The organism is Priestia sp. USM5 (genome assembly GCF_058323215.1).
Window position 1 is genome coordinate 426608 of sequence record NZ_JBSGKN010000001.1, and the last position, 19692, is coordinate 446299.

At 39.3% G+C, this 19692-nt stretch carries 25 protein-coding genes; 23 read left to right on the forward strand and 2 right to left on the reverse strand.

The features are described from left to right. Nucleotides 1-8: 8 nt before the first annotated feature. On the reverse strand, nucleotides 9-407 hold the full coding sequence (locus tag ACWATA_RS02215; RefSeq protein WP_013059160.1) for an SA1362 family protein: 399 nt from the start codon (nucleotides 405-407) through the stop codon (nucleotides 9-11). A gap of 48 nt (nucleotides 408-455) precedes the next feature. After that, the gene (locus ACWATA_RS02220; protein WP_275036493.1) at nucleotides 456-1412 is read right to left on the reverse strand and encodes a DUF1385 domain-containing protein; all 957 of its coding nucleotides are present in this window, start codon (nucleotides 1410-1412) and stop codon (nucleotides 456-458) included. A 313-nt stretch (nucleotides 1413-1725) separates the two neighbouring features. Between ACWATA_RS02220 and ACWATA_RS02225 the strand changes: the two genes are divergently transcribed. From ACWATA_RS02225 to ahrC, 23 genes are all read left to right on the forward strand, one after another. Beyond that, nucleotides 1726-2262, forward strand: a complete 537-nt coding sequence (locus tag ACWATA_RS02225) for a YqhR family membrane protein (protein ID WP_033579707.1) — start codon at nucleotides 1726-1728, stop codon at nucleotides 2260-2262. A gap of 121 nt (nucleotides 2263-2383) precedes the next feature. Further along, a complete protein-coding gene (aroQ, locus tag ACWATA_RS02230; RefSeq protein WP_013059157.1) occupies nucleotides 2384-2821 on the forward strand; it encodes a type II 3-dehydroquinate dehydratase in 438 nt (145 codons plus the stop codon). A 1-nt stretch (nucleotide 2822) separates the two neighbouring features. Beyond that, nucleotides 2823-3881: a M24 family metallopeptidase gene (locus tag ACWATA_RS02235; protein WP_033579709.1), complete on the forward strand. Its 1059-nt coding sequence runs from the start codon at nucleotides 2823-2825 to the stop codon at nucleotides 3879-3881. Between the two features lie 19 nt (nucleotides 3882-3900). Beyond that, entirely contained in the window at nucleotides 3901-4458 is a 558-nt protein-coding gene (gene efp / locus ACWATA_RS02240) for an elongation factor P (RefSeq protein ID WP_013059155.1), read from the forward strand. 138 nt (nucleotides 4459-4596) lie between these two features. Then, nucleotides 4597-4878 carry a YqhV family protein gene (locus ACWATA_RS02245; protein ID WP_028411599.1) on the forward strand — a complete coding sequence of 94 codons (282 nt, stop codon included), beginning with the start codon at nucleotides 4597-4599 and terminating at the stop codon, nucleotides 4876-4878. Between the two features lie 65 nt (nucleotides 4879-4943). Next, nucleotides 4944-5891, forward strand: a complete 948-nt coding sequence (gene spoIIIAA, locus ACWATA_RS02250) for a stage III sporulation protein AA (protein ID WP_274862995.1) — start codon at nucleotides 4944-4946, stop codon at nucleotides 5889-5891. A gap of 6 nt (nucleotides 5892-5897) precedes the next feature. Continuing rightward, nucleotides 5898-6410 carry a stage III sporulation protein SpoIIIAB gene (gene spoIIIAB, locus ACWATA_RS02255; RefSeq protein WP_028411597.1) on the forward strand — a complete coding sequence of 171 codons (513 nt, stop codon included), beginning with the start codon at nucleotides 5898-5900 and terminating at the stop codon, nucleotides 6408-6410. Between the two features lie 19 nt (nucleotides 6411-6429). Further along, nucleotides 6430-6636 (forward strand): stage III sporulation protein AC, encoded by a 207-nt coding sequence (gene spoIIIAC / locus ACWATA_RS02260; RefSeq protein ID WP_013059151.1) that lies wholly within the window; start codon nucleotides 6430-6432, stop codon nucleotides 6634-6636. 20 nt (nucleotides 6637-6656) lie between these two features. Beyond that, the gene (gene spoIIIAD / locus ACWATA_RS02265) at nucleotides 6657-7040 is read left to right on the forward strand and encodes a stage III sporulation protein AD (RefSeq protein WP_013059150.1); all 384 of its coding nucleotides are present in this window, start codon (nucleotides 6657-6659) and stop codon (nucleotides 7038-7040) included. Between the two features lie 24 nt (nucleotides 7041-7064). Next, nucleotides 7065-8249, forward strand: coding sequence for a stage III sporulation protein AE (gene spoIIIAE, locus ACWATA_RS02270; protein WP_013059149.1), 1185 nt, complete (start codon nucleotides 7065-7067; stop codon nucleotides 8247-8249). After that, nucleotides 8246-8875 carry a stage III sporulation protein AF gene (gene spoIIIAF / locus ACWATA_RS02275; RefSeq protein WP_224980536.1) on the forward strand — a complete coding sequence of 210 codons (630 nt, stop codon included), beginning with the start codon at nucleotides 8246-8248 and terminating at the stop codon, nucleotides 8873-8875. Before spoIIIAE ends, spoIIIAF begins: the two co-directional genes overlap by 4 nt. Then, a complete protein-coding gene (gene spoIIIAG, locus ACWATA_RS02280; RefSeq protein WP_028411595.1) occupies nucleotides 8872-9534 on the forward strand; it encodes a stage III sporulation protein AG in 663 nt (220 codons plus the stop codon). Before spoIIIAF ends, spoIIIAG begins: the two co-directional genes overlap by 4 nt. A gap of 7 nt (nucleotides 9535-9541) precedes the next feature. After that, nucleotides 9542-10192 carry a SpoIIIAH-like family protein gene (locus ACWATA_RS02285; RefSeq protein ID WP_223268967.1) on the forward strand — a complete coding sequence of 217 codons (651 nt, stop codon included), beginning with the start codon at nucleotides 9542-9544 and terminating at the stop codon, nucleotides 10190-10192. A gap of 352 nt (nucleotides 10193-10544) precedes the next feature. Continuing rightward, nucleotides 10545-11051, forward strand: a complete 507-nt coding sequence (gene accB, locus ACWATA_RS02290) for an acetyl-CoA carboxylase biotin carboxyl carrier protein (RefSeq protein WP_013059145.1) — start codon at nucleotides 10545-10547, stop codon at nucleotides 11049-11051. Nucleotides 11052-11063: 12 nt separating this feature from the next. Further along, nucleotides 11064-12416, forward strand: coding sequence for an acetyl-CoA carboxylase biotin carboxylase subunit (gene accC, locus ACWATA_RS02295; protein WP_028411593.1), 1353 nt, complete (start codon nucleotides 11064-11066; stop codon nucleotides 12414-12416). 29 nt (nucleotides 12417-12445) lie between these two features. After that, entirely contained in the window at nucleotides 12446-12847 is a 402-nt protein-coding gene (locus tag ACWATA_RS02300) for an Asp23/Gls24 family envelope stress response protein (RefSeq protein ID WP_013059143.1), read from the forward strand. A gap of 221 nt (nucleotides 12848-13068) precedes the next feature. After that, nucleotides 13069-13461 (forward strand): transcription antitermination factor NusB, encoded by a 393-nt coding sequence (nusB, locus tag ACWATA_RS02305; RefSeq protein WP_013059142.1) that lies wholly within the window; start codon nucleotides 13069-13071, stop codon nucleotides 13459-13461. An 84-nt stretch (nucleotides 13462-13545) separates the two neighbouring features. Further along, nucleotides 13546-14886: an exodeoxyribonuclease VII large subunit gene (gene xseA, locus ACWATA_RS02310; protein WP_034271010.1), complete on the forward strand. Its 1341-nt coding sequence runs from the start codon at nucleotides 13546-13548 to the stop codon at nucleotides 14884-14886. 3 nt (nucleotides 14887-14889) lie between these two features. Then, complete coding sequence (locus tag ACWATA_RS02315) at nucleotides 14890-15123, forward strand: exodeoxyribonuclease VII small subunit (protein WP_013059140.1); 234 nt, start codon at nucleotides 14890-14892, stop codon at nucleotides 15121-15123. After that, nucleotides 15123-16019, forward strand: a complete 897-nt coding sequence (locus tag ACWATA_RS02320) for a polyprenyl synthetase family protein (RefSeq protein ID WP_028411591.1) — start codon at nucleotides 15123-15125, stop codon at nucleotides 16017-16019. The genes ACWATA_RS02315 and ACWATA_RS02320 overlap by 1 nt, the downstream gene beginning before the upstream one ends. Nucleotides 16020-16339: 320 nt before the next feature. Next, on the forward strand, nucleotides 16340-18241 hold the full coding sequence (dxs, locus tag ACWATA_RS02325) for a 1-deoxy-D-xylulose-5-phosphate synthase (RefSeq protein ID WP_028411590.1): 1902 nt from the start codon (nucleotides 16340-16342) through the stop codon (nucleotides 18239-18241). Further along, nucleotides 18238-19065 (forward strand): TlyA family RNA methyltransferase, encoded by an 828-nt coding sequence (locus tag ACWATA_RS02330; RefSeq protein ID WP_028411589.1) that lies wholly within the window; start codon nucleotides 18238-18240, stop codon nucleotides 19063-19065. The genes dxs and ACWATA_RS02330 overlap by 4 nt, the downstream gene beginning before the upstream one ends. Nucleotides 19066-19226: 161 nt before the next feature. Beyond that, nucleotides 19227-19676, forward strand: coding sequence for a transcriptional regulator AhrC/ArgR (gene ahrC, locus ACWATA_RS02335; protein WP_013059136.1), 450 nt, complete (start codon nucleotides 19227-19229; stop codon nucleotides 19674-19676). Nucleotides 19677-19692: the final 16 nt, after the last annotated feature.

The following is a 19692-nucleotide window of genomic DNA, read 5'->3' on the forward strand; positions in this document are numbered from 1 at the left end:
TTGTTTTTTTAAAAGAATGCTCTATTTTTCTTTTTTCCTTTTTTACCTTCGATGACGGTCAAGTGTGAGTTGTTTTTCTTTTTCTTTAGCGGTTTCGTTGATTTGGATACCGGGCGCTTATTTGAGCTTCGGTACGTATGCATATCAACTTTGTTGCTTCCTCGCTCTTTTTCTTTTTGACGCAGTTTCGATTGCTTTACTGCGCGCACATAGCCTCTATCTTGACCTTTTGTCTGAGAAGGGCGGAGAATAAACCGATAAACTAAGTAAAACAAAATGATAAACAGAAAAATATAACCTGCTTGACGTAATAAAACAGCTGGATCTGTAATCAACGTAAATGCAAAGCCAATGACTCCTAACCCGATTAGACCATATACAAGTGGTTTCACGAATGGACGTCTCATTTTGTTCACCTCCTAAAATAGTAAAAAAAGAAAGCAAAACGGTGTGGATTAGACAACTTGTTCGTCAGTGGTAGAAGAAAGTTCATTTTCAACGCGTAAAAGTTCTTTAAATGAAGCAATCGCAACTTCAACTTGATCATCTTTTGGTTCTTTGGTTGTTAAAAGCTGAAGCCATAAACCGGGATAACCTAAAAAGCGAAGAAGAGGGACATGACGAACTTTATTGGTTAACTGTAACACTTCAAATGATAAACCAAGGACAACTGGAATTAATGCAAGGCGATCCACAATTCGTAACCAAAGAGGATCCGTTGGAACTAGTAGGTAGACAAACATTCCTACAACTACGGTAAAGAGGATAAAGCTACTTCCGCAGCGATAATGAAGTCGAGATTGTGCTTGAACGGCTTCTACCGTAAGTTCAGCATTGTTTTCATATGCATTAATGACCTTGTGTTCTGCTCCATGATATTGAAACACCTGTTTAATAAGTGGCGTTTGTGAAATCACATAAATATAGCCAAGGAGCAATAATAGTTTAAATACTCCTTCAATAAAAACTTGAGCTACACTTGAAGTGAAAACAGGACGTGTCAATTGTGCTAAAAACACAGGAATCAATGTAAATAGTACTTTCCCGAAAAGAAAGGATATTACACCAATAGTTGCAACGCCAAATATTAAAGATAGTTTTGATTCTTTTTTCTCTTTTTGTTGTTCTGCTGCTACTTGAGCATCATCTTCTGGATTCACGTCATAGCGTTCAGAGGAAAAGTTCAAGTGCTGCGTACCGTTTGCACTGGCTTCAACAATAGCAGCAATTCCTCGTAAAAAAGGAATTTTTTTTAAAGCAGTGAGTACGGAATTTGATTTTCTTTTTGAATGAAAATAATCAATAGATTGATCTTTGCGGCGAATAGCCGTCACCATCATACGTTTGCCACCGAACATGACACCTTCTATAACGGCTTGACCACCATACGCAGGTTTTTGTAATTTAGACATTTCAGGCACCAACCTAACTTAACTAGACTAGACTTCTTAGTATTTTATATTCTACAGCAAAATCAAATAAACCTCTAGGCGGATGCATGTTATCTAGTTTAGCCAATATTTTTCATCTCCACACCCTTCATATGAATTTTTTTCCTTTCATTTATAAAATTTGTTTATGAAACTCTGTGCGAAGTAGTTTTAAAATGTCTCTGCGATATCAGGCGCCCTTCTTGCGTATAGGAAGAGTAATAAACGTAAAAACTTAGAAATGAGTCGGTAGGAAATGAGAAAAAAGTTCATACTACATCAAGAGGTGATTAATATGTCAGAACCTAAAGAACAGCATGAAAAAAAACAGGATAACCAACCTACGCATAAACAGGAAATATCTTTTTTATTTAAAGCCATCTTTATTTCCTTTTTTGGAGGGGTTTTCTGGAGCTTTATTGGCTATTTAAATTATCTGTTTAGCTTTAGTGTTATCAATCCAAATATGCTTTTAGATCCATGGGCATTAGGTAATTGGAAGGATAAAGGAATAGGTGTTATCGTCAGTATTTTTCTCATAGGGGTATTATCTATTGTTGTCGGGTTGTTATACTACGTCCTATTAAAGAAGTTTAAAACAATTTGGATAGGTTTTGCTTACGGCTTATTATGGTGGGCAATCGTATTCGTTGTTTTGAATCCGCTCTTTCCTAACTTGAAAACAATTGGAGAGCTTCCAGCTAACACAATTATTTCATCCCTCTGTATTTATATTTTATATGGTGTATTCATCGGATATTCCATTTCTTTTGAAGCGGCAGAGCTTCAAACAAAAGATGAATCTACAGATTTTCAAACGGCGAATAAGTAGTGTGAATGTTCCAACGTATGCTAATATATTCTATATAATGATTTAAAAAGAAAAATAAAGTGTGAATTCACACAAGTGAGCTGCATAAAGGGTTCGTAGTAGGGGAGAGTGTTGAAATAAGATGAATAAGATTTTAGTAATAAACGGTCCTAATTTAAACCGTTTAGGCGTACGCGAACCAGCGGTATATGGGACAGATAATCTTCAAAATCTTGAAGAGAAGCTTCAGCGAGCAGGCAGAGACCATGGGGTAGAAGTTGAGTGCGTACAGTCTAATCACGAAGGTGTAATTATCGACTGGATTCACGAAGCGGATGAGAAGTTTGATGGGATTATGATCAATCCTGGTGCTTTTACTCACTACAGTTATGCCATTCGAGATGCGATTGCCAGTATATCTGTTCCTGTTATTGAAGTGCATATTTCGAACGTACATAAGCGTGAAGAGTTTCGCCACCATTCGGTGACGGCACCTGTTACGCATGGTCAAATTGTCGGGTTAGGTTTATACGGATACGAGCTTGCTCTGCAGGCACTTTTACAATTAAGGGGGAAATAAAATGAAAATCGAAAAACTACGCGAACAGTTTTCAAAGTTGAATGTAGACGGTGTTGTCGTTACAAGTGAATATAACAGACGCTATATGACCAATTTTACAGGATCTGCTGGTGTCGTTATCATTTCTGAAGACAAAGCGGCATTTGTAACAGATTTTCGTTATGTTGAACAAGCAACTAGTCAAACAGAAGGTTTTGATATCGTTCAGCACAAGGGTCCTATTGTAGAAGAAGTAGCGAATGTAGTGAAACAATTTGGAATTAAAAAGCTTGGTTTTGAACAGAATTATGTTACATATGGACAGCATCAATTATTTGATAAGCATATCGGCGCGGAACTTGTTCCAATCTCGCACGCAATCGAAAACTTACGCTTGATAAAGAGTGACTCAGAGATTAAGATATTAAAGGAAGCTGCAAAAATAGCAGATGCAGCATATGAACATATTTTAACCTTTGTTCGTCCTGGTTTAACAGAGCTTCAAGTATCGAATGAACTGGAGTTCTTTATGAGAAAACAAGGCGCAACATCTTCATCTTTTGATACAATTGTTGCTTCAGGGCATCGGGGGGCTTTACCGCATGGTGTTGCTTCTGACAAAGTAATTGAAAAAGGCGAACTTGTAACGCTTGATTTTGGCGCATACTATAATGGTTACTGTTCAGATATCACACGAACATTTGCCGTCGGTGAAGTAAGTGATAAGCTAAAAGAAATTTATAATGTCGTACTGCAAGCAGAGCTTAACGGAATGAACGGTATCAAAGCAGGTATGACGGGTAAAGAAGCAGATGCGCTAACGCGTGATTATATTACAGAACACGGATACGGCCAGTATTTTGGACATTCGACCGGTCACGGCGTAGGGTTAGAAGTACACGAAGGCCCATCGCTTTCTGTGAAATCTACAGATGTACTGCAGCCAGGTATGATTGTAACCGTTGAACCAGGTATTTACATACCAGACTTAGGGGGCGTTCGTATTGAAGATGATACGGTCGTCACAGCAGAAGGTAATGAGGCATTATCGCACTCATCAAAAGAGTTCATTATTTTATAAAATGTAGGAGGATTTCTTCATGATTTCAGTAAATGATTTTCGTACAGGTTTGACAGTAGAAGTAGACGGGGGTATTTGGCGTGTAATGGATTTCCAACACGTAAAGCCTGGTAAAGGCGCTGCATTCGTTCGCTCAAAACTACGTAACCTTCGTACAGGAGCTGTGCAAGAAAAAACGTTCCGTGCAGGTGAAAAGGTAGGAAAAGCTCAAATTGATAATCGTAAAATGCAATATCTATATGCAAGCGGCGATCAGCACGTATTCATGGACAACCAGTCTTATGAGCAATTAGAGCTTCCGGCGAGTGCAATTGAATATGAGCTAAAATTCTTAAAAGAAAATATGGAAGTCGCAATTATGATGTATCAAGGTGAGACATTAGGTGTTGAACTTCCAAACACAGTTGAGCTTAAAGTAACAGAAACTGAACCTGGTATTAAAGGTGACACAGCTTCTGGCGGTACAAAACCAGCAACTGTTGAAACTGGTTTAACAGTAAACGTTCCTTTCTTCGTAAATGAAGGCGACGTATTAATTATTAACACAACAGACAGCAGCTACGTATCACGCGCGTAATTCGGTCGTGTAAGCAAGCTGCAAACACACGAAAAAGGCAGAGAATGATTCTCTGCCTTTTTTGTGTGTTTTTTTGTGCTAACCCTTCCTTATTTTGCATAGGTTGTACTAAACAACGCAGAGATATAGGAGGGGCTTATGAAGCAGTGGTTGGATCATTTAAACGGTACGGTATTAACGATGGCGTGCCTTCGATTTATTTCTTCATTTATTGAGTTTATTGCCGCTATTTTAATTGTCACAAACAATGATGTGAAAAAAGCGTTAATGATTAATGGAATGCTAGCGCTTGTTGGTCCGATTGTAATGGTGAGTTCTTTCACCATTGGTTTAGTGTCCGTAGCAGATCAATTATCTTTTGGAAAATTAATCATGATTGTAATAGGAGTGCTCTTCATTTTAATCGGTGTTTTTAAATAAAAGGTAGGCATAAAATGGTCAAGCTCATAATACATTGAAGTGAGTTCAAATATGAGGGGATGAATATGTTAAACGAAATACTTGCAATTTTTCCGCCTAATTTAAAAAAGACTGTTGAATTTTATGTCACAAACCATTCTCATGTGCTAGAAGAAATTCGAGTGCGCATAGGAAGACCTGTCGAATTTACAATCAACAATCAGCCTTATTTCGAATCGTATCTTCCAAGTGCAGAAGATGCTTTATTTATCTTAAATAAACTAAGCCAGTTTTCGATTTATATGATTGAAGAAGAATTAAAAAAAGGATATGTCACCATTGAAGGTGGACACCGGGTTGGACTAGCGGGAAAAGTTGTAACGGAAAATGGACAGGTTCGTGTGATTCGTGATGTATCATCCTTTAATATCCGGATTGCTAAACAAAAGATTGGCATTTCGAATCAGCTTATTCCTTTTTTATACAATCGCTATTGGCAAAGTACGGTCATTATAGGACCTCCTCAAACAGGAAAAACAACCATGATTCGTGATTTAGCCAGAGTAATAAGCACTGGCATAGAGCGCTCTAAGATTCCTCCGTTTAAAGTAGGGATTGTAGATGAACGATCAGAAATTGCTGGGGCTGTTAAAGGGGTTCCTCAGCATACATTCGGATCTAGAATGGATTTATTAGATAGCTGTCCGAAAGCTGAAGGCATGATGATGATGATTCGCTCCATGAGTCCCGATGTACTGATCGTGGATGAAGTTGGAAGTGAAGAAGATTGTAAGGCCGTACTTGAAGCCGTTAATGCTGGTGTTCGTGTCATTATGACTGTTCATGGGTATGACATTGACGATTTAATGAAGCGTCCCACTTTGCAAGCTTTAATGAAACTTCACGTATTTAAAAGGTATGTTGTGCTATCGAACAGCCGAGGTCCTGGAACACTTCAGGCTATCTATGATGAGCATTATAACTCCATGAAATTGACCGCTGAAAAGTCGCTTATTGAAAATAGTAAAGGGTGATGGTGTATGAAACTGTTTGGTGCCATCTTTATCTTATTTGCTTCCACTTACACAGGATTTGAGTTTGCAAAGCAGCTTAGCGAAAGACCTAGGCAGCTCAGGCAATTAAAAACGGCTCTTCGGTCGTTAGAAGCGGAAATTATGTATAGCAACCGGCCTCTTCAAGAAGTTGCTCATTTGTTATCTCTACAGCTTCCTAACCCTTTAGCTTCTTTATTTAGTGAGTTTTCAATGAAATTAAAAGAAGGTACTGAAAGTGTCAAGGAAGCTTGGGAAAAGACGTTGGACCAATTTTGGAAACAAACCGCACTTAAAACAGGAGAACTGGAAATCTTAAAACAATTTGGTGAAACGCTTGGTCAGCATGATCGTTATTCGCAGCAAAAGCATATTTTGCTGACGCTGAACCATCTCGAACGCGAAGAACAAGATGCAGTTGATAAGCAGAATCGCTATGAAAAAATGGTTAAAAGTTTAGGCTTTCTATCTGGATTGCTACTGGTCATCCTATTGATGTAGCGATGGAGGAGGATTGAATGTGGGAATTGATATGAACACCATTTTTCAGATTGCTGGGATTGGTATCGTCGTAGCTTTTTTAGTCACCGTACTCGAACAGATGGGAAAAAAAGATTACGCGAATTGGGTTACCCTCATCGGTTTTATTTATATTTTATTTATGGTTGCTTCGATTGTGGAGGACTTATTTCAAAAAATCAAATCGGTTTTTTTATTTCAAGGGTAGAGGGGTGATTTGCCATTGAAATGCTTCAAATTGTGGGCTTAGGATTAGTAGCGACATTTTTGGCACTCATTTTAAAAGAACATAAATCACCTATTGCTTTTTTACTTGTCGTATTCGTGGGATCCGTGATCTTTCTTTTTTTAATTGATCAAATCTACGAGATTATTAAGATGGTCGAGCGGCTGTCGATCAATGCTCACGTTAACATGATTTATGTGGAAACCATTTTGAAAATCATTGGTATTGCCTATATCGCCGAATTTGGTGCTCAAATTACGAAAGATGCAGGACAAGGTGCCATTGCTTCTAAAATTGAATTAGGTGGAAAAGTGCTGATTCTCTCCATGGCAATTCCTATTTTGACGGTCATTATTGAAACGATTATTTCAATGCTGCCCAATTAATTTTACTTAATATGAGGTGACGAAATGAAGCGGTGGACGTTTAAAGTGAATATACTCGCTCTTCTTTTGTTCCTCTTTTTTTTCTTTCCAGAAAATGTACAAGCTTCCGAACCCCCGAAGCAGCAAGAACTTGTCAATGAACAAATTGATAAGCTCGGTATCGATGAAGTCAAACAGTTTTGGGACGATATTATTACCCAATACGGCGGCTTTTTACCCGAGAGTCAGAAGGGAAGTTTAGTCGATTTTTTAAAAGGAGAAAAAGAGTTCTCTCTTAAAGAATGGCTAGGAGGTCTTGTAAAGTTTTTATTTCACGAAGTATTAGCGAATGGAAAGCTCCTCGGTACACTCATTATGCTAACGGTTTTTAGCGTGTTTTTGCAAACGCTCCAAAGTGCGTTTAATCAGCAAACCGTAAGTAAAGTAGCGTATGCGCTTGTATATATGGTTTTGATCATCATTGCTCTTAATAGTTTTCAAATTGCTATTTCTTATGCAACAGGAGCGATCGAGACCATGACCAAATTCATTTTAGCTCTGGTGCCGCTGTTGCTTGCCTTAATGGCATCATCAGGAGGAGTTGTATCGGCAGCCTTTTTTCATCCGATGATTTTGTTTTTAATGAACACCAGCGGTTTGCTTATTCAATACGTAGTGATGCCGCTGCTTTTTCTTTCAGCACTGCTTAGCATTGTGAGTACGATTTCAGATGAGCATAAGGTTACACAGCTTGCTCAGCTGTTGAGAAATATAAGCATTGGCGTGCTTGGAATATTCCTAACTGTTTTTTTAGGTGTGCTATCCGTCCAAGGTGCCACATCAGCTGTTGCTGACGGTATTACGATTCGAACGGCAAAGTTCGTCACAGGGAACTTTATACCTGTTGTAGGACGTGTGTTCACAGATGCGGCTGATACAGTCATCAGTGCCTCGCTTCTATTAAAGAATTCAGTAGGGATTGCTGGAGTAGCAGTCTTACTGTTAATCGTCGCATTTCCGGCTATTAAAGTGTTAACGCTCGCTTTTATCTATAAGCTAGCAGCAGCTCTTCTTCAACCCATTGGAGGAGGACCGGTTATTTCCTGCTTGAGCATTATCAGCAAAAGCGTCATCTATATTTTTGCGGCGCTTGCTGTTGTCTCGCTTATGTTTTTCTTATGTTTAACGGTCATCATTACAGCGAGCAACGTCACAATGATGGTGAGGTGAAGAAATTGCAGGCCTTAACGACGTGGATTACGAATATCGTTCTTTTTATCTTATTAGCTACCATTATTAATTTACTGTTGCCCAATTCTAGTTTTCAAAAGTATACGAAGCTGGTGGTTGGACTTCTTTTGATGCTGATTATTATTACACCCGTTTTTCAAATTTTTAAAGTGGATGTTAATCAAATGCTGAAATCACTTAGCTTATCATCTATTCGATCCGATCAACAGGTAGAAAATTCAATAGAAAATCAGAAAAAAGAAATACAAGCTTCACAACGTGCATATATTTTAGAACAAATGGCTGTCCAAATGGAGGCAGATGTAAAAGAGGAGTTGATGGATCAGTATGGTGTAGCAATTGATCGAATTCACATTGAAACAAAAAAGCCGAACGACGAACCTACCGCTGATAATATTAAATCCATTTCAGTTGCCGTAAGTAAAAAAGCATCGGGTGATTCCGAGGTTGTTTCAGCTGTGAAAGTTATTTCTATTGATACCTCCACACCGATCGAAACAAACAAACCAACAGAATCCAAGAAATTATCCAACTATTTAGCAGCAAAATGGGATGTAAAACAAGGCCAAGTTGTTGTGAATATGGAGGAGGGAGACACGAAATGAGTCAAAAGCCAGAAAAAGGTGACCCATCATTTTTTCAGCGGTTCTTTTCACTTAAACAGTCATCAACTACGAAGAAACCTTCAAAGTTAATGTATATAGGTATTTTACTAGCTGCAGGCGTTATCTTTATGGTATTTAGCAACTCACTCACAACATCTATGAATTCAGGCGGATTATTAAAGAGTGCAAGCAAAGAAACCAGCGCACCACCCGTATCACAAGATATTCCCGCTTTTAGCTCCAAAAAGACAACAACGATGACAGGTTATGAAGAGCGGTATGAGGAAGAATTGAAAGATATTTTAGATCAAGTTAGAGGCGTAAGTAAGGTAAAAGTAATTGTGAACCTAGATGCAACAGAATCCAAAATATATGAAAAAAACAGCGTGACAAAATCGCAAACGACCAACGAGACGGACCGTGAAGGAGGGACTCGTAAAGTTGAAGATTCCTCAACAGATGAACAGCTGGTCATTGTAAGAAGTGGAGAACAAGAAAAGCCTGTTGTAGTCAAAACCGAAAAGCCAAAAGTCAGAGGTGTGTTAGTTGTCGCTAAAGGAGCTGATAATATCGAGGTAAAGAAATCTATTATTGAAGCCGTGACAAGAGCGCTCGATATACCAAGTCATAGAGTAGCAGTATTAGCGAAAAAAGGATGAGGGGGAAATGAATATGTTATTAAAAAAGCAAACGGTTTGGTTATTAACAATGTTAAGTTTAGTTGTTGTGTTATCGGTGTACTATATGACAACGCCAGAAAATCCTCAGAGTAATGTTGCGCTAGTAGACAATGAAAAACAAAGCGAAAAACAGGCTGATGACAAGGCTCCTGCAGAAGATACAAAACAACAGGCAGATGAGAAATCAGGAACAAAAGAAGATTCAAAAACTGAAGGCTCAGCAGAAGATGTAAAAAAGGAAACGGCTAAAAATGCAAAAGAATCAGCGGTTGTATCAAGCACAGATAGCGACGAGCTATTTACGGCGCTCCGCTTGGAATTAAATGATGAAAGAAGTCAGCTGAAAGAAGAGTATCAGGAAGTAGCGGCATCAAAAAATGTAACGCCTGCAGAAGTAAGCAAAGCGATGGATAAAATCGATGAATTATCAAAGCTCGGGGAAAAAGAAGCAACACTCGAAACATTAATTAAAGCAAAAGGATACAGCGACGCGCTAGTAAGAGCAGATGGAAAACAAGTGCAAATTACCGTTAAGACAGAAAAACACTCAAAAACAAAAGCCAATCAAATCATTCAGCTAGTCAAAAAAGAAATGGGTCCAAAAGAAGTAGCGGTAGAGTTTCAGCCAACTAAATAAAGGGAATAAAAGAAGTGTAAAACAGCCGCAAATTGGGGTTGTTTACACTTCTTTTTTTATGAAATGACTAAAATCTAAGCGAGACGGGAAAAATTTTAACATGGCTTTCTTTTTTTACTTCGGTTATAATAGGTTTCATAATCTTATATTAGTACTAGGTGACAAATGTTTTCATAAGTATTGTCATCTGTAAAGCTATGTTTCCATTTATAAAACAATAACGCTAAAAAGTTATTATAGAGTAAGTGGAACTTCTTTTTAATGTTTGCCAAACGAATTGAATGGCTGTAGCCATTTATCGTATTATTAACATTGTAGAGAATTCTATTTTCATGAGGTAGGAGTGTTCAATATGTTAAAAATTCAAGAGATCCGTGAGATCATTAAACTAGTTGATCAATCATCAATCGAGGAGTTCACCTATGAGCACGAAGGCTCCAAAATCAAGATGAAGAAAAAAGACGCAATTGTTTCCAAACAAGCGCAGCAAGTAGTGGTTTCGGCACCTGAACAAGCAGCAGCACCTGCACCGCAGGCAGCAGCGGCTCCAGCGCCAGCCCCAGCAGCACAGTCTGCTCAACCAAAAGAAGAACAAGCGGCCCCAGCGGTTGATGAAAGCTTACATAAAATTACATCTCCGATGGTAGGGACATTCTATGCGTCATCATCGCCAGAATCAGATGTATACGTAACGCCTGGAGATAAAGTACAAAAAGATTCGGTTGTATGTATCGTAGAAGCAATGAAATTATTTAATGAAATCGAAGCAGAAGTTAAAGGTGAAATCGTTGACGTATTAGTTGAAAATGGACAACTTGTAGAATACGGTCAACCTCTTTTCTTAGTAAAGCCTGAATAAGGAGCGGTAAATATGATTAAAAAGCTATTAATTGCGAATCGAGGAGAAATTGCGGTTCGAATTATTCGAGCGTGTAAAGAGTTAGGTGTAGAATCAGTAGCTGTTCATTCTCAAGCTGATCGCGACTCTTTGCATGTACAATTAGCAGACGAAGCGTATTGTATTGGACCAACGTCATCTAAAGACAGCTATTTAAACTTTACAAATATTATGAGCGTTGCGATGCTAACGGGCTGTGACGCCATTCACCCTGGATACGGCTTTTTAGCTGAAAACGCTGATTTTGCAGAGCTATGCAGAGAGTGTAACGTTACATTTGTAGGACCAAGTCCGGAGGCCATTAACAAAATGGGAACAAAAGACGTAGCGAGGGAAACGATGCGTGAAGCCGGTGTCCCAATTGTTCCTGGTTCCACTGGAATTGTAGAGTCAGTGGAAGACGGTATGTCAATTGCTAATGATATTGGCTATCCTGTTATTATTAAAGCAACGGCAGGAGGCGGAGGAAAAGGAATCCGCGTTGCGAAAAATGAACAAGAGCTTATTAAAGGTATTACAATTACGCAGCAAGAAGCTGCTACAGCTTTCGGTAACCCTGGTGTGTACATTGAAAAGTTCATTGAGGATTTCCGTCACGTTGAGATCCAAGTGTTGGCTGATTCTCATGGAAATACTGTACATTTAGGAGAGCGTGATTGCTCGATTCAACGCCGTCTTCAAAAATTAATTGAAGAAACGCCTTCTCCAGCGTTGGACGAAAAAACGCGTGAATTAATGGGCGACGCTGCTGTTAAAGCCGCTCAAGCCGTTAATTACACAGGAGCCGGAACCGTGGAATTCATTTATGATTATCGTGAAAACAAATTTTACTTCATGGAAATGAATACGCGTATCCAAGTAGAACATCCTGTTACAGAGATGGTGACAGGAGTTGACTTAATTAAAGAACAAATCAACGTGGCAAATGGTGAAACTTTACCGTTTACGCAAGAAGAAGTGACGTTTAACGGATGGGCAATTGAGTGCCGAATCAACGCAGAAAACCCAGAGAAAAACTTTATGCCATCACCAGGTACGATTCAAATGTACTTGCCGCCAGGTGGCTACGGAGTGCGCGTAGACTCTGCTGCATACCCGGGCTATGCAATCCCACCTTACTATGATTCAATGGTGGCTAAATTGATTGTTCATGCGCCAACTCGTGAGGAAGCTATTGAACGAATGAAGCGCGCGTTAGATGAATTTGTTATCGATGGCGTTGCGACCACTATTCCTTTTCACCAAAAGCTATTAAATCATGAAAAATTTGTTAGCGGTGAATTCAACACGAAGTTTCTTGAGCTATATGACGTAATGAATTCTTAGTATAATATAAACTATAGGAGGTGCTGTACATGAATGAAAATCATGTATTAGAAATGGAAGAACACCCAAATTCTCTTGGCAAAGTAGAAATTGCTCCTGAGGTTATTGAAGTCATTGCGGGTATTGCTGCTTCTGAAGTAGAAGGCGTTTCTGCAATGAGAGGAAATTTTGCAGCTGGCGTTGTGGAGAAACTAGGAAAGAAAAACCACGGTAAAGGTGTAAAAGTGGACTTAACAGAAAACGGGATAAAAGTAGACGTGTTTTGTATGATGAAGTTTGGTGTATCTATTCCAAACGTAGCGCAGCAAGTACAAGATAACATTCGTCAAGCCCTTAAAAATATGACAGCTATTGATCTCGATGAAGTAAACATTCATATCGTAGGGATTCAGTTTGATACGCAAAAAACTGATATTGAAGAAGTTGAATAAAACAAACGTTTACCTAACGGCTGTTGCTAAAATGGAATAACGTATGATTACTTGTTCCTTTTCAACACAAGCTATGGTAAAGTGAAAAAGACTGTCTCGTCATAAAGACGGTCTTTTTCGTGTTCTACAAACTTCGTATAAGAACAATCAAGTATCGTTTCATAAACTATGCTATTATCTAGGTATACTAGTTGAAGAAGATAAATAAAGGAGCAAAAATAATGAAAAGACATACAGCACGCCAAAAAGCATTACAAGCACTATTTCAGCATGATTTAGGGCAAACCGAGCCAATGGAGGCAATCGGAAATGTTGTACAAAACGAAAAGTCTGATCAATTTTTAGAAAGTCTTGTGCTAGGTGTAGTTGAGCATCAGCAAGAAATTGATGAACTTTTACGCAATCATTTAGAAAAATGGACGTTAGACCGCGTAGCTACTGTAGACCGCGTAATCCTGCGTATTGCCGTATACGAAATGAAGTATGAAGAAGAAATTCCTACGAGCGTTACGTTAAATGAAGCGATTGAATTAGCAAAAACATTTGGCGATGATCAATCAAGCAAGTTTATCAACGGCGTATTGTCTAAAGTGTTAACAACTTTATCTAAATAAACGTTCATCTTGCCAAATCAAGTGACTAAAATGCTTCTCTCCTTTATATAAAGGGGAGAGGGTGACTGCAAAGGAGGCAAAATGATGAGTGAAGTGCGTTATCTAACCGTTACCGCTCTTACACGATACATCAAGCGCAAGTTTGACGTAGACCCTCACATGCAAGATGTATGGATTAAAGGAGAAATTTCTAACTTTAAACGTCATAGTCGAGGACATATGTATTTCACCTTAAAAGATCAAAATGCTCGTATCGCAGCCGTTATGTTTGCTGGGCATAACCGTCAGCTTAATTTTCAGCCTGAAGAAGGAATGAATGTACTGATTCGAGCTGAAATTTCGGTTTATGAACCAAGCGGAAATTATCAAATGTACGTAAAAGAAATGCAGCCTGACGGCGTTGGAAACTTATACTTGGCCTACGAACAGCTGAAAAAAAAGCTGGAAAAAGAAGGCTTGTTTGATCATGCTAGAAAACGAAAACTTCCGAAGTATCCAACAACAATAGGTGTGATTACATCTCCTACTGGAGCCGCCGTACGTGATATTATTACGACATTAAAGCGCAGATATAACGCGAACATTATTGTTATGCCCGCTCTTGTTCAAGGAGTGAATGCGGCACCGTCTATCATCAAGGCAATTGAAGAAGCAAACCGTCGTAAAGAAGCAGACGTATTAATTGTCGGCCGCGGCGGCGGGTCAATTGAAGAGCTTTGGGCGTTTAACGAAGAAAGCGTAGCTCGTGCAATTTTCACTTCTACTATTCCCGTTATTTCAGCGGTTGGACATGAAACCGATTTTACAATTGCAGACTTTGTAGCAGATTTGCGAGCCCCTACTCCAACGGGTGCTGCGGAGCTGGCCGTACCTCATATCAGTGAAATTACAGAAAGATTGACTCAGCGAAATATCCGTCTTCTTCGTTCGATGAAAGAGATGCTTCAGTCTAGTAGCCGCAGGCTTGAACGATCTCAGAAATCATATGCTTTTCGTTACCCTCAAAAGTTGGTCGAGCAAAAAGAGCAGCAGTTAGATCAGCTGATGGAGCGTTTTTATCGTGAAGGTAGAAGGTACATTGAGCATAAACGGACGAACTACGAGCAGCTAACAGCCGCTTTGTTGCGCAATCACCCCGAGCATCAGTTAACGAAAGCGGCAGACCGTCAACAGCAGCTGACGAAAATGCTGACAAAAGAGATGCAGCAGCTGCTAAAGCAAAAACAGCTTTTATTTGCCACGGCAACGTCAAAATTACATACGCTTAGTCCATTAAAAACAATGGAAAGAGGCTACAGCTTAGTATACGATAAAGAAAAAGAGTTAATTAAATCAACCAAACAAGTATCCAAAGGTGATGTGGTAAACGTTCGTTTGACCGATGGACAGTTGCAGTGTGAAGTTTCGAAAATAGAGGAGCGATGAAAAATGGCGACAAATAAAGAGTATACGTTTGAAGAGGCGATGGAGCAGTTAGAAACCATCGTAAACAAGCTAGAAGAAGGCGACGTGCCTTTAGAAGAAGCAATTCAACAATTCCAAGAAGGAATGACTCTTTCAAAATTCTGTCACGATCGTCTTCAGCATATTGAAAAGCAAATGGAAACTATTTTACGTGAAGACGGAACGCTTGAGCCATTCTCGGTACAGGAGGAAGAGTGATGGTGAATGAAATGAATTTAAAAGAGTATATTTCTTTTACAAAAGATCGAGTAGAAACACGCTTGCCTGAAGTGGTAAAGGCATTACATGCTCCGGTTAACTTAAAGGAATCCATGCTTTACTCGCTTACGGCAGGAGGAAAGCGACTTCGCCCAGTGCTGTTGTTTGCAACGCTACATGCATTTGGAAAAGACGAGAGCATCGGACTAGAAACAGCCTGTGCAGTGGAAATGATTCATACATATTCGCTCATTCATGATGATTTACCTAGTATGGATGATGACGACTTAAGAAGAGGTAAACCGACAAATCACAAGGTGTACGGCGAAGCAACGGCTATATTAGCTGGAGATGCTCTTTTAACAAATAGCTTTCAGCTCATTTCTGAAGCGGTACATCCTGAAATTACATCACATATGAAACTTCAGCTCATTACAGAACTGGTAAAAGCAAGCGGAACAGAAGGTATGATCAGCGGACAGGTTGCAGATATGGAAGGTGAAAAAAAGCAGCTCACGCTAGATGAGCTTGAATATATTCATCTTCATAAAACGGGGAAGCTGCTAGGATTCTGTGTAAAAGCAGGAGCAATTCTTGCAAAAGCTACGCCTCTACAGCAAGAATTATTAGAAGAATTCAGTAAGCATGTAGGGTTAGCGTTTCAAATTCAAGATGATATCTTGGATGTGGAAGGGTCTGAAGAAAAGTTAGGAAAGCCAATTGGCAGTGATACAGAAAATGAAAAAACGACATATCCTTCTTTATTAGGTATGGAAGCGGCCAAAGAAAAGTTACAGTATCATGTTGAACAAGCACTTCTCTCGTTACGTCAAGCTCAAATTAAGCACGGATTACTAGAAGAAATTTGTTTATATATAGCAAAACGTGATAGTTAATGACGATTTCTGTCAGGTTTTTTGAGTGATACAGTAAAATAAGATTGAGTCCCAATAGGGGCTATGCTATAATGATTTTACTACTGTATAAAAGCGTAGTGCATAGGTTTGAAAGACATATACAATATCTTGGTGGCCGTTATCACATTTGTGTTAGCGGCTATTTTTTCACTATTTTCCTTTGAATATCACTGGTTTACTGATAGAATATCAAAGGTATTGTAAGTAATAAGGAAATACTAAAAATTGACTATACGTATAAAACAATAGACAATGTATTAAGGTAACTTTATAACAAGTACGAAAGTGAGTGATCCACCTTGGATCTTACAACGATAAAAAATCCTGAGTTTTTAAAGAAAATGTCAGTAACACAATTAGAAGAACTAAGTGAAGAGATTCGTCGTTTTTTAATTACAAAGCTTTCTGCAACTGGTGGTCATATAGGGCCAAATTTAGGGGTTGTTGAGTTAACGCTTGCACTCCATAAAGTGTTCGACAGTCCAAAAGATAAATTTTTATGGGACGTCGGGCATCAGTCGTATGTCCATAAAATTTTAACAGGACGAGCGGGAGAGTTTGATACAATCCGTCAATATAAAGGATTATGCGGCTTTCCAAAGCGAGATGAAAGTGAGCATGATGTATGGGAAACGGGACATAGTTCTACATCTCTTTCAGCCGCAATGGGAATGGCTGCTGCAAGAGATTTGCAAAAAACAAAAGCTCACATTGTTCCTATCATTGGTGACGGAGCTTTAACAGGTGGTATGGCTCTTGAAGCGCTTAACCACATCGGGCACGAGCAAACGGATATGACCGTTATTTTAAATGACAATGAAATGTCTATCGCTCCTAACGTCGGGGCTGTACACAGCATTCTGGGGCGTTTGCGCACGGCGGGCAAATACAACTGGGTAAAAGATGAGCTTGAAGTTCTACTGAAAAAAGTGCCTGCGGTAGGCGGTAAGCTCGCGGCAACGGCAGAACGTGTAAAAGATGGCCTAAAGTACATGGTTGTGTCAGGCATGTTCTTTGAAGATCTTGGCTTTACGTATTTAGGACCGGTTGACGGCCATAGCTATGACGATTTATTGGAAACGTTACAATATGCAAAGAAAACAAAAGGACCGGTACTGATTCATGTGATTACGAAAAAAGGGAAAGGGTACTTGCCAGCGGAAAGCGATAAAAGCGGAGCGTGGCATGGTACAGGCCCTTACAAAATTGAGTCCGGTGACTTTATTAAAGACAAAAATGTTCCGATTGCTTGGAGTAAATTAGTAAGTGATACGGTATTGAAAATGGCTAGGGAAGATGAGCGTATCGTAGCAGTAACGCCAGCAATGCCTGTAGGTTCAAAACTTGAAGCGTTTCAAAAAGAGTTTCCGCATCGCATGTTTGATGTTGGGATTGCAGAGCAGCATGCAACAACAATGGCCGCTGGTCTTGCAACTCAAAATATGAAGCCCTTTTTAGCTATTTATTCGACGTTTTTACAGCGTGCATACGATCAAGTGGTTCATGATATTTGCCGTCAGAAGCTAAATGTATTTATTGGGATTGATCGAGCTGGACTAGTAGGTGCTGATGGTGAAACGCACCAAGGGGTATTTGACATTGCGTTTTTACGTCATTTGCCTAACCTTGTTATTATGATGCCAAAAGACGAAAATGAAGGTCAGCACATGGTTCACACTGCTTTGACTTATGAAGAAGGTCCGATTGCGATGCGCTATGCGAGAGGAAACGGATTAGGTGTTGAACTAGATTCAGAACTGAAAAACATTCCGATCGGTACATGGGACGTATTAAAAGAAGGTTCGGATACAACCATTTTAACGTTTGGTACAACGATTTCAATGGCGATGGATGCAGCAGCAGAACTTGAGAAGCAAGGAATCAGCGTCAAAGTGGTCAATGCTCGTTTTATTAAACCGCTGGATGAAAAAATGCTTCACGAGATTTTCCAAACGAATAAGCCTGTGATTACGGTGGAAGAAGCGGTACTTCAAGGCGGTTTTGGAAGTGCGGTGTTAGAGTTTGCATCAGAGCACGGCTATTATAATACTCGCGTTGAACGTATGGGTATTCCTGATCGCTTTATCGAGCACGGCAGCGTAACAAAACTTTTAGAAGAAATTGGCTTAACCAAAGAAGAGATTATAAATCGAGTTAAAAAACTCGTAACACCAACACAAAAGAGGCTTGAAGTTAAGTGACAAAAAAAGAACGAGTAGATGTATTATTAGTAGAACGAGGTTTGATTGAAACAAGAGAAAAAGCAAAGCGTACAGTGATGGCAGGACTTGTTTATGCGAATGAAGTCCGTTTGGATAAGCCGGGAGAGAAAATTGAACGCGATACGCCGCTGACAATTAAAGGTGCAGTGATGCCTTACGTCAGCAGAGGCGGCTTTAAGCTTGAAAAAGCGATTAAAGAATTTAATGTCCATGTAGCGGATAAAATCATGATTGATATTGGTTCTTCTACTGGAGGCTTTACCGATTGTGCGCTTCAAAATGGAGCGAAGATGTCCTATGCGCTAGACGTAGGCTATAATCAGCTAGCTTGGAAGCTTCGTCAAGATGAGCGAGTAGAAGTAATGGAACGAACAAATTTCCGTTATGTGACACCAGCTGATTTATCAAGAGGCTTGCCTGAATTCGCTTCTATTGATGTATCGTTTATTTCCTTAAGACTCATTCTCCCTGTGTTAAAAACACTTCTTGTTCCATACAGCGATGTTGTTGCACTTGTTAAGCCACAGTTTGAGGCTGGAAGAGAGCAAGTTGGGAAAAAAGGAATCGTGCGTGACTCAAAAGTGCATGAAGAAGTCCTTCAAGGAATGGTGGATTTCTCCCTTCGTCAAGGATACGATGTATATAACATGTCGTATTCACCGATAACAGGAGGAGATGGAAATATCGAATTTCTTCTTCATCTGAGCTGGAAAGGCGAGCGTGAACTTGGTGAAAATCAAGCTCCGCTTACTGTGCGTGAAGTGGTCGAAGAAGCACATAAGACGTTAAAAGAGAAAAAGTAATAATGGCCAATGTTAAGCAAAAACTTAGCATTGGCGATTTGATTATGACTCTTTATACAAAAGGTGCATAATCAAGTTGAACACATTATGATACTTAATTAGTGAAAGACTTATAAACAACAAAACAAAAAGAAGATTACATATTAATGTGAGGTGCCAACATGAATAAAGGGCAAAGACATATTAAAATTCGTGACATTATCACGAATAATGATATTGAAACACAGGATGAATTGGTAGATATTTTAAAAAACCAAGGTTTTAATGTAACACAGGCAACAATCTCTCGTGATATTAAAGAACTGCACTTAGTCAAAGTGCCTTTGATGGACGGACGATACAAATACAGCTTGCCTGCAGATCAGCGTTTTAATCCCTTACAAAAGTTAAAGCGCTCTCTTATGGACGCATTTGTAAAAATTGATTCAGCCGGGCATATGCTGGTGATGAAAACATTGCCGGGAAACGCAAATGCGATTGGCGCATTAATTGATCATTTGGACTGGGATGAAATATTAGGAACAATTTGTGGAGACGATACATGTTTGATTATTTGCCGTACTCCTGAAGATACGCAAATTATATCAGACCGATTCTTAGAAATGTTATAAAGGTGAGTGAAGCAGG

What these genes read in the sequence shown, in the direction of transcription:
- ACWATA_RS02215 (WP_013059160.1), bottom strand. Translation starts at nt 407, where the DNA reads ATGAGACGTCCATTCGTGAAACCACTTGTATATGGTCTAATCGGGTTA.
- ACWATA_RS02220 (WP_275036493.1), bottom strand. Translation starts at nt 1,412, where the DNA reads ATGTCTAAATTACAAAAACCTGCGTATGGTGGTCAAGCCGTTATAGAA.
- ACWATA_RS02225 (WP_033579707.1), top strand. Translation starts at nt 1,726, where the DNA reads ATGTCAGAACCTAAAGAACAGCATGAAAAAAAACAGGATAACCAACCT.
- aroQ (WP_013059157.1), top strand. Translation starts at nt 2,384, where the DNA reads ATGAATAAGATTTTAGTAATAAACGGTCCTAATTTAAACCGTTTAGGC.
- ACWATA_RS02235 (WP_033579709.1), top strand. Translation starts at nt 2,823, where the DNA reads ATGAAAATCGAAAAACTACGCGAACAGTTTTCAAAGTTGAATGTAGAC.
- efp (WP_013059155.1), top strand. Translation starts at nt 3,901, where the DNA reads ATGATTTCAGTAAATGATTTTCGTACAGGTTTGACAGTAGAAGTAGAC.
- ACWATA_RS02245 (WP_028411599.1), top strand. Translation starts at nt 4,597, where the DNA reads ATGAAGCAGTGGTTGGATCATTTAAACGGTACGGTATTAACGATGGCG.
- spoIIIAA (WP_274862995.1), top strand. Translation starts at nt 4,944, where the DNA reads ATGTTAAACGAAATACTTGCAATTTTTCCGCCTAATTTAAAAAAGACT.
- spoIIIAB (WP_028411597.1), top strand. Translation starts at nt 5,898, where the DNA reads ATGAAACTGTTTGGTGCCATCTTTATCTTATTTGCTTCCACTTACACA.
- spoIIIAD (WP_013059150.1), top strand. Translation starts at nt 6,657, where the DNA reads ATGCTTCAAATTGTGGGCTTAGGATTAGTAGCGACATTTTTGGCACTC.
- spoIIIAE (WP_013059149.1), top strand. Translation starts at nt 7,065, where the DNA reads ATGAAGCGGTGGACGTTTAAAGTGAATATACTCGCTCTTCTTTTGTTC.
- spoIIIAG (WP_028411595.1), top strand. Translation starts at nt 8,872, where the DNA reads ATGAGTCAAAAGCCAGAAAAAGGTGACCCATCATTTTTTCAGCGGTTC.
- ACWATA_RS02285 (WP_223268967.1), top strand. Translation starts at nt 9,542, where the DNA reads ATGAATATGTTATTAAAAAAGCAAACGGTTTGGTTATTAACAATGTTA.
- accB (WP_013059145.1), top strand. Translation starts at nt 10,545, where the DNA reads ATGTTAAAAATTCAAGAGATCCGTGAGATCATTAAACTAGTTGATCAA.
- accC (WP_028411593.1), top strand. Translation starts at nt 11,064, where the DNA reads ATGATTAAAAAGCTATTAATTGCGAATCGAGGAGAAATTGCGGTTCGA.
- ACWATA_RS02300 (WP_013059143.1), top strand. Translation starts at nt 12,446, where the DNA reads ATGAATGAAAATCATGTATTAGAAATGGAAGAACACCCAAATTCTCTT.
- nusB (WP_013059142.1), top strand. Translation starts at nt 13,069, where the DNA reads ATGAAAAGACATACAGCACGCCAAAAAGCATTACAAGCACTATTTCAG.
- xseA (WP_034271010.1), top strand. Translation starts at nt 13,546, where the DNA reads ATGAGTGAAGTGCGTTATCTAACCGTTACCGCTCTTACACGATACATC.
- ACWATA_RS02315 (WP_013059140.1), top strand. Translation starts at nt 14,890, where the DNA reads ATGGCGACAAATAAAGAGTATACGTTTGAAGAGGCGATGGAGCAGTTA.
- ACWATA_RS02320 (WP_028411591.1), top strand. Translation starts at nt 15,123, where the DNA reads ATGGTGAATGAAATGAATTTAAAAGAGTATATTTCTTTTACAAAAGAT.
- ahrC (WP_013059136.1), top strand. Translation starts at nt 19,227, where the DNA reads ATGAATAAAGGGCAAAGACATATTAAAATTCGTGACATTATCACGAAT.